Source organism: Cutibacterium nasicola, from assembly GCF_052654715.2.
This window is the reverse complement of record NZ_CP199745.2, coordinates 2,373,898-2,389,386: the sequence shown is the minus strand read 5'-3', so window position 1 is coordinate 2,389,386 and position 15,489 is coordinate 2,373,898. Positions and strand designations below refer to the sequence as shown.

Annotated in this window: 13 protein-coding genes; 2 read left to right on the top strand and 11 right to left on the bottom strand. The window is 63.2% G+C overall.

Translation table 11 applies throughout. From position 1 onward, the window contains the following. Positions 1–326: 326 nt before the first annotated feature. On the top strand, positions 327–1,499 hold the full coding sequence (locus ACUCCZ_RS11140; protein WP_435917709.1) for an MFS transporter: 1,173 nt from the start codon (positions 327–329) through the stop codon (positions 1,497–1,499). Continuing rightward, positions 1,500–2,429, top strand: coding sequence for an alpha/beta hydrolase (locus ACUCCZ_RS11135; protein ID WP_435917614.1), 930 nt, complete (start codon positions 1,500–1,502; stop codon positions 2,427–2,429). It abuts the gene before it with no gap. 94 nt (positions 2,430–2,523) lie between these two features. Here ACUCCZ_RS11135 and ACUCCZ_RS11130 read toward each other — a convergent pair whose 3' ends face one another. The 11 genes from ACUCCZ_RS11130 to ACUCCZ_RS11080 all read right to left on the bottom strand — a co-directional run bounded on the left by ACUCCZ_RS11130 (position 2,524) and on the right by ACUCCZ_RS11080 (position 15,464). Continuing rightward, a complete protein-coding gene (locus ACUCCZ_RS11130; RefSeq protein WP_435917615.1) occupies positions 2,524–2,961 on the bottom strand; it encodes an OsmC family protein in 438 nt (145 codons plus the stop codon). A 9-nt stretch (positions 2,962–2,970) separates the two neighbouring features. After that, positions 2,971–3,297: a thioredoxin gene (gene trxA / locus ACUCCZ_RS11125; RefSeq protein ID WP_004809990.1), complete on the bottom strand. Its 327-nt coding sequence runs from the start codon at positions 3,295–3,297 to the stop codon at positions 2,971–2,973. Positions 3,298–3,644: 347 nt separating this feature from the next. Further along, a complete protein-coding gene (locus ACUCCZ_RS11120) occupies positions 3,645–4,703 on the bottom strand; it encodes an NAD(P)H-dependent glycerol-3-phosphate dehydrogenase (RefSeq protein ID WP_435917616.1) in 1,059 nt (352 codons plus the stop codon). Between the two features lie 147 nt (positions 4,704–4,850). Continuing rightward, the gene (locus ACUCCZ_RS11115; protein WP_435917710.1) at positions 4,851–5,822 is read right to left on the bottom strand and encodes a sugar-binding transcriptional regulator; all 972 of its coding nucleotides are present in this window, start codon (positions 5,820–5,822) and stop codon (positions 4,851–4,853) included. Positions 5,823–5,841: 19 nt separating this feature from the next. Next, positions 5,842–7,899, bottom strand: coding sequence for a transketolase (tkt, locus tag ACUCCZ_RS11110; RefSeq protein WP_435917617.1), 2,058 nt, complete (start codon positions 7,897–7,899; stop codon positions 5,842–5,844). Between the two features lie 162 nt (positions 7,900–8,061). Beyond that, positions 8,062–9,750, bottom strand: coding sequence for a ribulokinase (locus ACUCCZ_RS11105; protein ID WP_435917618.1), 1,689 nt, complete (start codon positions 9,748–9,750; stop codon positions 8,062–8,064). A 94-nt stretch (positions 9,751–9,844) separates the two neighbouring features. Continuing rightward, the gene (locus ACUCCZ_RS11100) at positions 9,845–11,209 is read right to left on the bottom strand and encodes a sn-glycerol-1-phosphate dehydrogenase (protein WP_435917619.1); all 1,365 of its coding nucleotides are present in this window, start codon (positions 11,207–11,209) and stop codon (positions 9,845–9,847) included. A 26-nt stretch (positions 11,210–11,235) separates the two neighbouring features. Beyond that, a complete protein-coding gene (locus tag ACUCCZ_RS11095) occupies positions 11,236–12,798 on the bottom strand; it encodes an FGGY-family carbohydrate kinase (RefSeq protein ID WP_435917620.1) in 1,563 nt (520 codons plus the stop codon). Positions 12,799–12,863: 65 nt separating this feature from the next. Beyond that, entirely contained in the window at positions 12,864–13,718 is an 855-nt protein-coding gene (locus ACUCCZ_RS11090) for an HAD-IIA family hydrolase (RefSeq protein ID WP_435917621.1), read from the bottom strand. Positions 13,719–13,741: 23 nt separating this feature from the next. Further along, positions 13,742–14,821 carry a hypothetical protein gene (locus ACUCCZ_RS11085; RefSeq protein ID WP_435917622.1) on the bottom strand — a complete coding sequence of 360 codons (1,080 nt, stop codon included), beginning with the start codon at positions 14,819–14,821 and terminating at the stop codon, positions 13,742–13,744. 154 nt (positions 14,822–14,975) lie between these two features. Beyond that, complete coding sequence (locus ACUCCZ_RS11080; RefSeq protein ID WP_435917623.1) at positions 14,976–15,464, bottom strand: RpiB/LacA/LacB family sugar-phosphate isomerase; 489 nt, start codon at positions 15,462–15,464, stop codon at positions 14,976–14,978. Positions 15,465–15,489 lie beyond the last annotated feature (25 nt).

Genomic DNA, 15,489 nt, shown 5'->3' with positions numbered 1-15,489 from the left:
GGGCACCGTGTCAGCCTACGGGTCGCCGACGCGGCCCACCACTCCTCCAGTTCCGGTTCACAAGAACCCCGTCTCGCGGGCTCACAGCTCAAGGCAGTGCTTCAACCGCGCGCGAGGCGGGATTTGGGTTCTCCAACGTGCTCGAGCCACCCCAGATGTCGACCACGGAGGTAACCATGCCCTACAATACCTAGTACCACTAGGGTTTTGTGGAGGTCGGCCCCGCACCTCCCCGGCAAAGGAGCGAACCCATGACGACAACCTCGACCGAAGCTGCTCAGCCTCAACAGGAGCAGTACGCGAGTACCGGCCGTCTTGGTGCAATCATGTTCATCGGACAGTTGGGCTGGGCCGCCGTCGGCGCAGCCTGCGGAACATTGCTGGCGGCGCTGGCAGCCGAGGTGAAGCCTGAGAACAAGGTCGACTTCCTCGCCCTGCTCACCACCACGGGAGCCATCGCAGCTGTCATCTGCATGATCACGGCGGGCACCCTGTCAGACTGCACGAGGTCAAGGTTCGGCCCGCGCAATCCCTGGATCATCGGCGGCGCAATCGTCGCAACCCTGGCCTTCGCGGCCATCGGCCTGACCAGGAGTCCCGCCCTTCTCGTCATCGCGCACATGATCTACCAGGGCGGACTCAACTGCATGCTCGGCGCCTTCAACGCCATTCCGCCGGACTACGTGCCGGACTCCGTCCTCGGCAAGGTGTCCGCCTTTGGCGGCGCGGGCTATCTTCTGGCCCAGATCATTGGCGCGGTCATCGCTGGAGCGCTGGTCACCCGACCATCCCACGGATTCCTCGTCGCGGCATGGATGCTGTTGATCTCGAGCGTCATCGTCGTCATCCTTCTGCCACCCCACCCGCTGCGCAATCAATCCCCACGGCCACCGGTCACCTGGCGTCAGTTCGCGTCCCAGATGAAGCCGCCCACGGACGGACAATTCTGGTGGATTCTGGTTGGTCGGTTCCTTTTCGTCATCTCCCTGTTCATGGTGATGCAGTTCCAGCTCTACATCGCCACTGACGAGATGGGAATGACGCGGGCAGCCGCTGGAAAACTCATTGCCATGAACTCGGCAGTGCTCGCAGTCACTGCAGTCGTCCTCGACGTCATCACCGGGCCTTGGTCCGACAAGATCAAGCGTCGCAAGCCCTTCACGATGATCGCCCCGCTCGTCGCAGGTGCAGGTGTCATCCCCCTCCTCCTCGTCAACGAGCCCTGGACTCTCACCGTTTTCGCAGCCATGGGCGGCGCCGCTTTCGGTACGTACATGGCCGTCGATGGAGCACTCATGGTGGAGGTTCTGCCCAACCGCGACGACTCGGCTCGTGACCTGGGCTTCCTCAACGCCGCCAACTCCCTGCCGATCGTCTTCGCCCCCGGTATTGGCGCGACCCTGGTGAAGACGACGGGCTACCCCGGACTCTTCATCGCAACGATCATCCTGGTCATCCTCGGATCGTTGTGCATCACACGAGTGACAAGGGTGAAGTAAATGAAACTCGATCCACGACTGGCAGAGATCCTGGAGCGTCAGCCCCAGAAGGAACAGACGCTCGCCGAGCAGCGGGCGCAGCAAAATGACTTCGCAGCAAGTCTGCGGGGAAAACTGACACCCGAGATCCCTGACTCCCTCGAGCTCGAGGATCGCATGGTGCCAGGCCGCGATCATCCCATCCCGGTCCTGATCCAGCGGCCGGAGAGCCTCCCTGATCCCACGCCAGTCCTGGTGTGGGCCCATGGCGGGGCCTTCGTTCACGGCTCCCCGCGCACCGTGCTCTCCCGCACGGCCAGTATTGCCCAGCGCGTCGGCATGTGCGTCGTCAGTGTCGACTACCGATTGCTGCCCGAGCACAACTACCCCGAGAATCTGCACGACGTCGTTGATGTCGTGCGGTGGGTTGCCGAAGACGCCGAGGCCGAGGGGTTCGACGCGTCCAGAATTGTCGTGGGTGGTGACTCAGGCGGCGGAAATCTAGCGGCCGCGACAGGAATCACCTGCCGCGACGAGGGCGGCCCAAAGACTCTCGGGCAGATCCTCGAGATGCCAGTTCTCGACCTTTCAGACACTTCTGAGGCGATGGCGGAGGCCAAGCGCGACGCCCCCGATCTCGCGGCCGCGCTGCACCACAGTCACGTTCGTTACCTGTCCCATGGGGCAAGCCTTGACGACCCGTGCAGCAACCCGATCTGCCTGGAGGATGCCACTGGCCTTCCGCCGACGTTTTTGCTCAACTGCGAGGTGGACCCACTACGCGACGACTCCTTCGCGTGGCAGCGCAAGCTGGAAGCGGCCGGTGTACCCGTGCAGCTGACGACTGTCCCGGGGATGGCACACGCCACCCAGAGCTTCACCCTCGCCTTCCCCCAGGCGAAGGAAGCTGAAGACACCATGGTCGCCTGGCTGCGCGATCTCATCTCCTGATGACATACGACGGCCGGGCCCGGGATTTTTCGTCACCGGGCCTGACCGTCGTCATGTCCAAGACAGAGGCCTGAAGACCCCTACGAGAAAAGCCTCAGCCGAGCGGTTCGCCGGCGACGCTGAAGGTCACCGGGGTCTGAGCCTCGACCGTGCGCGAGACGGTGCAGTTCTTGTCGCGCGACATGGCAACGACGCGGTTGACCAGCCCGGCAGCCTCGCGCCCCTCGTCGGTGTCGGGGAAGGTGAGCTGGAAGTCGACCGAGACGTCCCCCAGGGATGCTCGGCCCTCCTCGTCGCTCACCTTGGTGCCCATGACGGACACAGTGAACTGGGTCGGCCCGCCGCGACGGCTCGTCACGGTGTCGACGTCGATGGACGAGCATCCACCGATGGCTGCCAGCAGCAACTCAACGGGGGTGAACTCGGCATCCTGACCGGAGCCGAAACGGATCTGACCGCCACGCGCGTTGGTGGCGGTGTAGTGGCCCTCGCTACGACGGACCAGGGAAACCTTCTTGGTGGCGGACGGCATGATTCCTCCTCAGCGCACGAACTCTTCGATGACCTTGACGAGCGCCTTCTTCGTCTTACCGCCCTGCAGCGACTTGACGAGCTGGCCGCTCTGCCAGACCTGAATCGTGGGCAGGGACATGATTCCCTGCTCGGCCGCAATCCGGGTATTGGCGTTGGTGTCGACCTTGGCGAAAACCATCCGGTCGCCATAGACCCCAGCCAGCTCCTCGATGATCGGGGAGAGCTGTTTGCAGGGGGCGCACCAGTCAGCCCAGTAGTCGACGAGGACGGGCTTGGCAGCCCCGAGAACCTCGGAGGCGAAGGTCGCGTCGGTGACCTCGATGACGTTGTTCATGACAGCCTTTCTAGTTCGACCAGATGAGTCTAGGTCGTGGTGGCTCGAAGGGCACCTCCGGTTCACAACCACCGAGCGGTTACCCGGCCCATCCAGGCAAAACCACTGGAAGCACCCAGCAATCCAGTCCCGGTGCACAAAAACACCGACCCGCGGGGTCGTGAAACACCAGAGTGCTCAAGACCCTCTCGAGTCGGCAGTTTTTGCACCCGCTGCGGTGGGTGCCGACGGCAGATACCAGTGACGGTGGGTGCTCATGGCCGTGGGAAGGTGTGCAGAGCCTCACGGCTCTCGGGCACCGTCACGCCCGCACTGGGTTCCCACCCCCTACCGAGGCGGGCCAGTGATCACCTTTCCCCACCGAAGAACTTCTCCCAAGGCAGGTCAAGCGGCGCATCATGGGCGATGATCTCGTACAGCGCCCGCACCAGCGGGAAATCGGTCTCGGCAATGATCCCGCGCTCGGTCATCCTTCCGATCGCCTCGCCGACGACGCCGATGGCGGCAACCCCCTCGAGGGTGATGCCCTTCATCTTGACGTTGCGGACCTCCGAGAACGGCACCCCAGCCCCGACATAGGTCCCGGCGCGCACATTGCGCCCGCCCATCGTCGTCACGAACATGTCGCCAACCCCACCCAGACCGGTGGCCACCTCGGGATCACCGCCCATGAAGGAAACCATCTGTTTGAGTTCGCGGGCGCCCTCACCGAACAGGGCCGCCGTGTAGTCGTACATGACGTACTTTGCGTCAGTCTGGCCGGCCTTCTCGAGCATGCCAGCCGCAAATCCCCCCCCAAAGGCGAAAATGTTCTTCATGCAGGCGCCGACCTCGTGTCCGATGAAATCGGTGGACGTCCAGACGTGGTAGTAATTGGTGCGATATGCCGCAGCAAGTCTGTCCAGCACCTCCTGTTCCTCGCCGCAGAACACCACACAGGTGTCGCGGTGCACAGCCAGCTCACCGGCAATCGATGGTCCAACGATCGCTGCCCAGTGAACCTCGTTGGCAAGGTCGCCCATGTGCTTCTTCAACACGTCTGGGAGGATGTGAAGGGTACCGTCCTCATCAGCCTGCATACCCTTGGTGACGCACAGGATGGTCTGGCCCGGCTTCGCCAGCTTGGCCAGCTGCTCACCGGCCCAGTCCACGCCGAATGAGTTGACGCCGCTCATGATGATGTCGGCTCCCTCGATGGCTTCGGCTGCGTCAGCAAAGTGGTAGGCCTTGACGCGTTCGTCGACCTTGAGCTCGAGAACAGGATGCTGCCGGGTGGCCTGGATGGAATCAATGATCTCGTCATCGAGGTGGGTGCCGATGAGACGGACTTCATTGCCGTTCTCGACAGCGGGGAAGGTCAGTGCGGTGGCCATGACGCCCGCACCGAGCACTGCAATCTTGAGCATCTTCGTACCTCCGAAGGTGGGTTATGACCCAGCGACGGGCCCGACACCATGCACGCTAACCGCCACTCACACGCGAGTACCGCATTCGTCAGCAATCTGCACTTGCGTGCAGAAATGACGATCCGGGCCTTCCGACCACACCAAGGATCACTGCAGAGCCTGCTCCGCGGCCTCGGCATCGACAACGAGGTCCGTACACAGTCCTCCCCGCAAAACCGTCCCCACGGCCTCAACCTTTTCGGCTCCCGATGCGACAGCCAGGACTCGTCGCGGACGCGAGTTGTCGTGGTCGTCGTCAGTCACCCTGACGCAGTCCACATCCACTGAAATCGTGCGCGAATCCAGTTCCTCATCAACGACCTCGCCGTGGACGTCGACGTAGTGGCTCATGATGTCTGCGCTGGCCCCCTTGCGACGCAGCTCCTCAATACCGTCCTTCGTGACGTGGCCGGCCGTCACCAGGATCGAATCGGTACTGACAGCTCCGGGCGAATAGACGACGAGATCAGCCTTGTGGGCAGCCTCCAGCGGGCGTGAGACCGACGCGTCCTTGCGGAGCATCTCTCCCAGATCTGTCGATTCGACGATCGTCGGGGCCTGCAAGGCGAGAGATCTGCCCGGACCGAGCTCGGCCATCCGCACGACGGAGCGTCCCACCAGGTCGTTCCTCGTGACCGCAACACCGCCGTTGGTCTGGGCGACGACGACATCGGGATCCCAACCGGACCCCAGGTGCTGAGCGAGATGAGCCGTCGTCCGACCCCAACTCACCGCGACCACCCGCGGCTGGGGTCGCCACTCGGACAGCCGCTGAGCTGCCATCCGAGTGACGAGGTCCAGGGTCAGTTCATCACTGGCCTGGACGGGCACGACGACGGCTGAGTGCAACCCGTAGGTTTCCACCAACTCGGTTTCGAGTCGGTGATGCCGGGCCAGTGGGTGGTCGATGGTGATCTTGACCATCCCGGTGCGGCGAGCTTCCTCCAGGATCCTGCCAACCGTCCAACGGCTCATGGAGAGCCGTTGGGCGATCGCGGCATGGGTCATCTGCTCGAAGTAGTACATCTCCGCGACGTGGAGCATCTCCTCGTCCTGACCCGCCCGGCGTCGGTTCGACATCGTCATGCCTCAGTCCGCGTCACAGCACGGACTTGGCGACCTCTGCGACGTGGTCGGCGGTGAAGCCGAACTTCTCGAACAGCAGGGTTCCGGCAGCAGAAGCACCGAAGTGCTCCAGCGAGACCGACGCACCCTTGCAGCCGACATACTTCGACCATCCCATGGCGATACCGGCCTCGACGCTGACACGAGCCGTCACCGAGCTGGGCAGGACCGACTCGCGGTACTCCTCGTCCTGCTCGTCGAACCACTCCTGGCACGGCATCGAGACGACGCGGGTCGGGACCCCGTCAGCCTCCAGCTTCTTCTGCGCTTCGAGGGCCACTGACAGCTCGGATCCGGTCCCGATGAGGATGAGCCTGGGATCGGCGCTGGCCTCGGACACCACGTAGGCGCCCTTGGCAACACCCTCGGCACAGCCATACTCGCTGCGGTCGATCGTCGGCAGGTCCTGGCGCGACAGCACCAGTCCGGCAGGGCGGTCGATGTGCTCCAGGATAGTGCGCCACGCCACCGCAGTCTCGTTGGCATCGGCCGGACGGACGATGTCAAGGCCGGGGATGGCACGGTATGAGGCCAGGTGCTCGATCGGCTGATGGGTGGGGCCATCCTCGCCGACACCGATGGAGTCGTGGGTCCACACGAAGATCGACGGGACCTTCATGAGAGCCGCAAGACGGGCCGAGGGACGCATGTAGTCGGAGAACACGAAGAAGGTTCCGCCGTAACAGCGGGTCAGACCCGACAGGGTGATGCCGTTGAGGATGCCGCCCATGGCGTGTTCGCGCACTCCGAAGTGGATGGTGCGACCGTAAGGGCCACCCGGATTCTCCTCGGAGCAGCGGTCCTCGGGCAGGAAGGAGTCGGCCCCCTTGATGGTGGTGTTGTTGGAACCGGCAAGATCTGCCGATCCACCCCACAGCTCGGGGATCTGAGGGCCGAGGGCGCTCAGGACCGCTCCGGATGCCTTACGGGTGCTCATCTTGCCGGGCTCGAAGGTCGGGATCTCGAGATCCTCGGGCAGCTTGTGGGCACGCATCCGTTCGAGAAGGGCGGCTCCCTCAGGGTTCGCGTCGTGCCAGGCGGCGAACTTCTTGTCCCAGGCCTCGCGCAGGCCCTTGCCGCGCTCGGCGAAGGCGGAACGCACCTTCTGGACCATCTCGACGTCGACGGCGAAGGGCTTGTCCTCGAAACCGAGCTTCTCCTTGAGGGCGCTGATGCCCTCGGTGCCGATCTTCGCGCCATGCACCTGGGCCAGACCGGCAAGCACCGGGATCGGCCAACCGATGACGGTGGTCAGACGGATGAAGGACGGCTTGTCAGTGACGGCCTTGGCGTTGTCGATGGCCGCCATGAGGGCCTCGACATTCTCCTCGTAGGTGGTGCCACCGTTGGTGAAGTCGACGTGCTGAACATGCCAGCCGTAAGCCTCGTACCGAGCCTCGACGTCCTCGGAGAAGGCGATGGTGGTGTCGCCCTCGATGGTGATCCGGTTGTCGTCGTAGAACAGGATGAGGTTGCCCAGTTCCTGGGTTCCGGCCAAGGACGACGCCTCGGACGCGACGCCCTCCTGCATGCAGCCGTCACCGGCAATGGCGTACACGTAGTGGTCGAAGGGGCTGGTTCCGGCAGCGGCGTCCGGGTCGAGAAGGCCACGCTCACGACGAGCTGCCATCGCCATGCCGACGGCGTTGGCAACGCCGGCACCGAGCGGGCCGGTGGTGGTCTCGACGAATTTCGTCACGCCATACTCCGGGTGGCCGGGAGTCAGGGATCCCCAGGTACGCAGAGACTCCAGATCGGACAGCTCGAGGCCCAGACCGGCCAGGTAGAGCTGGGTGTACTGGGTCAGCGAGGAGTGTCCTGCGGACATGATGAAGCGATCGCGACCGAGCCAGTTCGGGTCGGACGGGTCGATGGCCATGATCTTGTGGTAGAGCAGGTAGCTCAGCGGGGCCAGGGAGATGGCGGTGCCGGGGTGTCCGTTACCGGTCTTCTCGACGGCGTCGGCCGCAAGCACTCGTGCGGTGTCGACAGCCAGCTTGTCGGTGTCGGTCCACGTCAGTTCGGTAGCCACGATGTTCCTCTCGTATCGGCTTGTTGGCCTGATCTGTGTGATGTGTTGTCGCTCGTCACGGCGATGAGGGGTGGGGGTTCAGGTCCTCATGAGAATCCTATTCACAACCTCATTGTCATGCACTTGTGCGGATACTGATGTCACAACTGTGCAGCGATGCCGTCACTCGTCACCCATCGTGACTTCCCGGTCCCGCACATGGGCTTTGCGTCGGATCTCCTTGAGCCGGTGCATGACCTGATTTCCGCCACGACCGAAGTAGTCGTGAAGGTGGGCGTATTCGGCGTACAAGGCGTCGTATTGAGCAGCTCTGTCCTCATTGATCTGGTAGACACCATCCTCTTTCGCTCCCATGGCAGCAGAGGCCGTTTTGACATCTGGATAGAGACCGGCTGCGACTGCCGCAAAGACTGCAGATCCGTGCGAACCCGGTTGCTGCGCGGTCCCGACGCTCAGAGGCACCCTACAAATGTCACAGAACAGCTGCATGAGGAAAGCGTTCTTGGTCAGTCCACCAGCGACGACGAGCTCATTGATGTCAACACCCGAATTGCGGAACGACTCAATGATGGTGCGGGCACCAAACGCTGTTGATTCCAGCAGGGCCCGGTACTGATCCTCCGGGGTTGTCGCGAGGGTTTGACCAAGGATCATTCCAGACAGATTGGCATCTGCCAGGACTGATCGGTTGCCGTTGTGCCAGTCCAGTGCAATGAGTCCGTGGGCTCCAACCTCCTGGCCCGCGCACTTCTCGGTCAACAAGTCGTGGATGCCCATACCGCGACGCCTGGCCTCGTCATAGTAGGATCCTGGGACACAGTTGTTGACGAACCAGGCGAAGATGTCCCCGACAGCCGTCTGACCAGCTTCGAAACCCCATGAGCCGTCGACTATGCCTCCGTCGACGACGCCGAACATCCCTGGGACTTCCTTCAACTGCGGCCCCGGGACGACGTAACAGGCAGAAGTTCCCATGATGGCCGTCATCTGGCCATCCTCAACTGCCTGAACAGCTGCTGCTGTGACGTGGGCATCGATATTCCCGGTCGCGACGGCGATTCCTGCCGACATGCCAAGACGCTCCGCAAATTCAGGTGTCAATCCACCGACCCGCGCCCCCAACGGCAGCACGGGTGCATTCATCTTCTCGACGAAGACATCAGCGAATTCAGGGTTCAGGTTGGCCAGGTATTCCTGGGACGGGTACTGGCCGTCTTGATACATACGCTTGTATCCCGAATCCCCCGCCGAGAAGGCGAGGACTCCGGTCAGTCTCCACGTCAACCAGTCCAATGCATTGCAGAAGACATCGGTGGCGTGGTAAACGTCCGGCGCCCACTCCAAGGTCTCAAGAACCTTGGGCATGAGCATCTCGGAGGAGAGTATCCCTCCGTAGCGGGCGAGCCACGGCTCCCGGCGCACTTGTGCGAGCTTCACGATGCGATCCGCCTGGTCCTGCGCGCCATGATGCTTCCACAGCTTCACCCATGCGTGAGGCTCATTACGGAATTCAGACAGCTGGCACATCGGTGTGCCATCCGCCTTCGCGGCCACGACCGTCGCCGAGGTGACATCCAGACCAATCCCAACCACGTGCGCGGGATCGATCCTGGCATCCTCGATGCTCTTGCGAACTATGACCTCGAGTGTCTCCATGTAGTCAGCAGGGTCCTGAAGCGCAAAATCAGGCGGCAATTGTTGTCCGTCCGCCGCACTGAGTACCCGATCCATAACGCCATGTGGGTATTCGTGGACGGCAGTGCCCATTTCGGTGCCGTCGCTCACCCTGACGACGACTGCCCGGCCCGACAGCGTGCCAAAGTCCAGTCCCACCACGAACTTGTCGGTCATGATCCTCTCCTCGATGCAGTCGTGGGGTGGGCCGGGGCGAGTAAGCCGACCTGCACCCCCACGACGGTCTATGTGTCAGTCCTGACGGACCTCGTCAGTCCTGCGGCCAAGGGCGCTGGCCCCAGAATCCGTCAGGCGCGAACAGCGGCTCGACGAAGTCGCTGATGGTCCCCGTCTCGACCAGCAGGTCAAGGAGGGTGTAACGCGACCTGATCATCTGGCACCGGTAGTAGGTGTCGTGGAAACGCTCCCGGGTCAGGCCGATCTGGGCCGGATGGTAGATGCCACCAACGGCCTCAATGATCTCCTCCACACGGGCCGCAGGCATCACCTGAGCGCGGCAGCGCTCCTGGATGGTCGACCACTTCGACTTCACGACCTCCAGACGCTCACGCAGGGCATCGGCGTCGAGGTACTTGTCCATCGTCTGCTTGACCGCCGGCTCCAGCATGTCACCGGAGAAATTCGCGCGAACCTTGGCCTCCATGTCCTCCGCCGTGGGCCATGTGGCGACGGCGGCGTCGACGTCAAGAGTCGTGAAGTCATGCTCCAGCACCTTCTCCCACAGGGCAAGCACCGAGATGGTTCCCAGGCCCACCTTGAACCCGTGGGTCAACGGGGGCTCGTGATCCATACCGAGATGCTCCATCTCCCACAGATGGGAGAACTGGTGGCCGGCACCCGATGCGGGACGAGACGAGATGCGGTACTTCTGCATCGCCAAACCGGACATCACAAGACCCTCGATGAGGCCGTTGAATGCCTCCGGCTTTCCGTTCGCAAGGCCCTCCGGGTCACTGATCGCGCTCGTCAGCGGACCCTGGACCAGGTCCCACACCTCGCGGTCAATCGGCTCAACACCCAGCTCGTCAGCGAGGATCCAGTCGGCTCCGGCCGGGACCTTCTCGATGAGATCACCGAGTCCGGTGGCGGTGCAGCGCTGGGGTGCACCAGCCATCGTCGGCAGATCGGCAATGAGGGCCTGGGGGGCGCGGCAGCTCATGGTGTGCTTGAAGCCGTTCTCGGTGATGGAAGCGCCGAAGGCGGCATATCCATCCATCGATGCAGCCGTGCAGACGTTCATGTAGCGCCGCCCCAGCTCGTCACTGGCTCGCTTGGTGAGGTCATTGAGGGTGCCCGAACCGATGGAACAGGCAATCATCCCGTCAAGATCACGGATGTGGTCGCGGATCTTCTCGACGTTCTCGTAGCAGGCGTAGACGGTGGGACGTCCCGGGAGGATCATCGACTCGACGATCTCGACCCCGTGAGCCTCGAAGGACGCCTTGGTCTGCTCACCGGCAACGGCCCAGGTGCTCTCGTCGGAGATGAGGATTGCCTTGGCGTCACCGAACAGTTCCTTGAACACGCGCCCGGTCTCACCAAGCACGTCATGACCCATGATCACGACGTCGGTGTCATCGCAATCGGCCAATGCCTTGTCAATCAATTCGGACATTGCTTCTCCTCTGATCGGTGTGATCGTCAGTTCTTGTCGGTCTCGTGGTCGACCATGTCATGAATCATGGGACGCAGTTGCGGGTAGGTGTCGCAGTACTTGTCCACGTAGTACTGGTACTCCTCGTGACGTTCCTGGTTGGGCTCGATGAGGTCGATCTCGTGAACCATCTGCCTGGCGGCCTCGGGCAGATCCTTGAACAGACCGGCACCGACGGCGGCGACCATGCAGGTACCGAGCACGACGGCGTCGCCAACCTCGGTCAGAGCGATCGGGACACCTGCGACGTCGGCGTGCATCTGCATCCAGTCGCGGCTCTTGGTGGCACCGCCGCAGGCGACCATGCGGTCAACCTCGAAACCGGCAGCCTTCATGGCCCGCAGGTTGTGGGCCGTGCCGTAGCAGACCGACTCCTGAATGGCGTGGTAGAAGTGCGCCGGGGTGTGCATGAGGGACAGTCCCCAGATGATGCCGCGGGCCTTCGAGTCGGTGTAGGGGGTGCGGTTGCCCTGGAAGTACTCGTTGATGATGAGGCCGTCGGATCCGGGACGAATGTTCCGGGACTGCTCATTGAGGACGTCGTAGGGATTGAGACCGATCTTCTCCGCGGCAGCGGTGTAGTCGGCGGCAAAGCTGTCCTTGAACCACTTGAGCACCGAACCGGTCGAGACCTGGCTGCCCTCGACGGTGTACTGGCCGGGCATGACGCCGTCGGTGTACGCACCGAAGAATCCCTGGCCGTGGATCTCGGTGTCGGACTGGCCGGTCAACACGTGCGAGGAACCGGTGATGAGGGCCATCGAACCCGGGGACAGCACGCCCAGGCCAATCTGACCGGCCCATGCGTCGGCCGGACCCTGGGCAACCGGGATTCCCGGACGCAGCCCGAGCAGCTGGGCAGGAATCGTGCCGAGGGTGCCGACCGGGGTGCCGAGATCAAGGACTCGCTCCGGGATCTTGTCAAAAACGTCACCACAGCCGATGGTGTCGTAGAAGTCCTCCGGCCAGCCGCCCTTGTCACGGTTGTAGTACATCCGGATGGCGGCAGAGTTGATGTTGGTCGTCCACTCGCCGGTGAGCTTGTAGGTCACCCAGTCCGGTGCGTCAACGAGGTGAGCGGCCTTACGGTACGTCTCCGGCTCGTGCTCGCGCAGCCAAGCGGCCTTGAAGGGGTACCACTCGGCGGTGGCCGGGGAGGTTCCGGCGCCGTTGTAGAGGCGGGCGACCGAGTCAGATCCCTCTGCACGAGCGGCCTGCTCGGTGGCGCGGACGTCCATCCACATGATGGCCGGACGCAGCTCGTTGCCGCGCTCGTCCATGGCAACCATCGTCAGGGTCGTGGCGTCGTAGGAAATACCGGCGATGGCGGCCGGGGAGACTCCGGCAGCCGCGATGGCACGGTGGCAGGAAGCCTGGAGGGCCTTCCACCATTCCTCAGGATCCTGCTCAGCCCAGCCCGGACGGGGGTGGGTGGTCTTGTACGGTGTCGCCGCGAAGGTCAGCGGACGTCCTTCAAGGTCGAAAATTGCCACCCGGCACGATTCGGTGCCGTAGTCAATGCCCAAGAGGTAGGGGCCGTTGTTCAACATCGTTGTCTCCTACGAGAGTGTCTTGAGGGGGCTGCGGCCGCGATGCTTGCAGCCCCACCGTCGTGTCAATCGTTGTCTTCGGTCCAGCCGAGTTCCTGCCATACCGCGGCAGGAATGAGCCGGTCAATGCGATCCAGGGTCCAGGTCGGACGGTGCTCGGCGTCCAGGGCTGCGACGTCATCCGCGGTGGCCTCACCGGTCAGCACGCAGGCTGACCTCATGCCGGTGTCGAGGGCCATCTGGATATCGGTCTGCAGTCGGTCGCCGACCATGACGCACTCCGACGGATCGACGTCCAGCCCGGCCAGCGCCTCGGTGAGCATGACCGGGGACGGCTTGCCCAGGCTGACTTTGCACTGTTGTCCGGTGCACGCCTCGATGGCCGCTGTGACGGCAGCGCAATCGGGCTCGCCGCGGCCGCCCGGGAAGGGGCAGAACCGGTCCGGGTTGGTCTGGACGAGGAAGGCGCGCTTGTGGAACCAGATGGCGTCGAAGGCAATCTGCAGCTTGCGATAATCGAAGGTGCGGTCATACGAGGCGATGACGATGTCGATCTTCTCGGGGTCCTCACACAGTTCGATACCGGCCTTCTGCAGGCTCCGCTTGAGGGGCTCCTCCGCAATCGCGAAGACCTTGGCGCCAGGGTGGTTGTTGACCAGCCAGCGGGTCGTCGTCACGACGGTATTGGAGATGTCCTCGATGGCGGTCGGCAGCCCCAGCTTCTCGAGCTTCTCAACGTACTGACTCGGATCCTTCGTCGGGTTGTTCGAGAGGAACCTCACCGGGATCTCACGGCGACGCAGTTCCTCGATCATGCGGCGGGCACCGGGCAACAGGTGGTCACCGAGGTAGATGGTGCCGTCCATGTCGAAGACATAGGCCTTGGCGAATTCGGTTGGTGCGTCGATGACGTCATTCATGGTTGCTATTTCCTTGGATCAGATCAGGCGAACAGGGCAGCCAACGTGACGACCACGGTGTTGCTCAGCCAGATGGCAGCAGCAGGCGGGTCGATGTGGCTGGTGCCGCGGTCGTACCACAGCCGTGCGCAGAACTCGCCGAGGCCAGCAACAAAGATGCCGAAGATCGCGGCGATGAGCAGGGCGACCGCTGCCATTGCCCAGGTGTGGGAATCCCACGTCGAGGTGGCCGTCCAGGTGTAAGTACCGATGTTCTCGCCCATCAGCAGCGGGAAGAACTGCACTGCGGCCAGACCGGCGATGTTCGTCACGTGGTGCTGGACCGGCATGTTCCGGTTGGTGATGAGGAACAGGATGATGACGGCCGAGATACCGAAGCAGAAGCTGTTGGCGTTGAAAGCAGCCAGGTTGTTGTCGAAGCCCATCGTGGTGAGGCGTGCACCGACGTTGGCGGCCAGGAAGAGCGACGCGCCACCGGCGAAGATGCCGAAGAGAGAGCCGATGGTCAGCAACTGGCTGGGCTTCTCCTGCCATTCCAGCCAGCGTCCATTGGGGCCTGGCTTGATCTTTGCGGGGAAGGTGGTGGCGTCTTCGTGGAAGAGCTCCGGGTTGTGCAGGGAGCCGCGGAACAGACCCTCTCCGGGGACACCGCCGAAGACGAGGCGGGCGAGCAGACCGGAGATCAGCACCGTCAGGGCAACTGAGTCAGTGTGTTTGCCGAACCACGGAATGTTGGAGATGCCAATCTGGCACAGGTATCCAAACACGCCGAAGAGGGCACCAACCAGGAGGATGTCGGGGCGACCGATGCCGGCCAGCGGGGTGTTGACGTCCTTGCCGTCATCGAGACGGCCGTGGTAGCGGGCGTAAATGGCTCCCGCGACGCCGCCTGCAAAGGCGATGTGCGGGCCCATGAAGGGGCCGAAGGCCAGGTAGTCCAGGCCAAAGGTGTTTCCGGTTGCGGCGAAGACTCCCCAGGAGGCCAGCACGCAGAAGCCGGTGAGGACGAAGGCGTAGTTGCCGCCAATGGCAGCCCCGACAGCGCCGCCGGCGATGGCGGCAAGGAGTCCGAAGATGAAGACTCCGACAGAGGTGGTGAACATCGGTGTTCCTTCATGAGGGCGAGGTGAACCCGCGATCGGATGTCCGTGGGCGACGACGGTGCCGCACACGTTGTTTCTGGGTGTCCTGGAGGTTGTCCCCAGGGGTGGGATGGCTCAGATGTGAGTGTGGCTCGGGCGCCCGCGCCACACTGTGTCAGCAGCCGCCCGGGGCGGTCTGCCCGTCGCTGGCGCCTGACTCGTAGGCGGTGATGAGGTCGACGTTGGTCTTGGAGTGAGAGCTCGGGTCGAAGGTGTACCCGATGAACTCGTGTACCAGACGACGAGCCAGCTCGAGTCCGATGACGCGCTGTCCCAGGCACAGGACGTGAGCGTCGTTGGACATGATGAGGCGCTCCACGGAGAAGGAATCGTGGGCGGTGCAGGCCCGGATGCCCGGCACCTTGTTGGCGGTGATGGCCATGCCCATTCCGGTGCCGCAGAGGAAGATGCCTCGATCGGCCTTGCCGTCCTTGATGACGTGGGCTCCCTTGACGCCGATGTGCGGGTACAGGGTGTCATCACCCTCCTGGACGCCGACGTCGATGACCTCGTCGACTCGCGAGTCGGCCTCAAGGTCGGCCTTGATGGCGTCCTTGTACTGCACTGCCGCCGGATCCGCAGCGACGACGATTCTCAGTCCCATGATCCCTCCATGCTTCGTTGCCGTG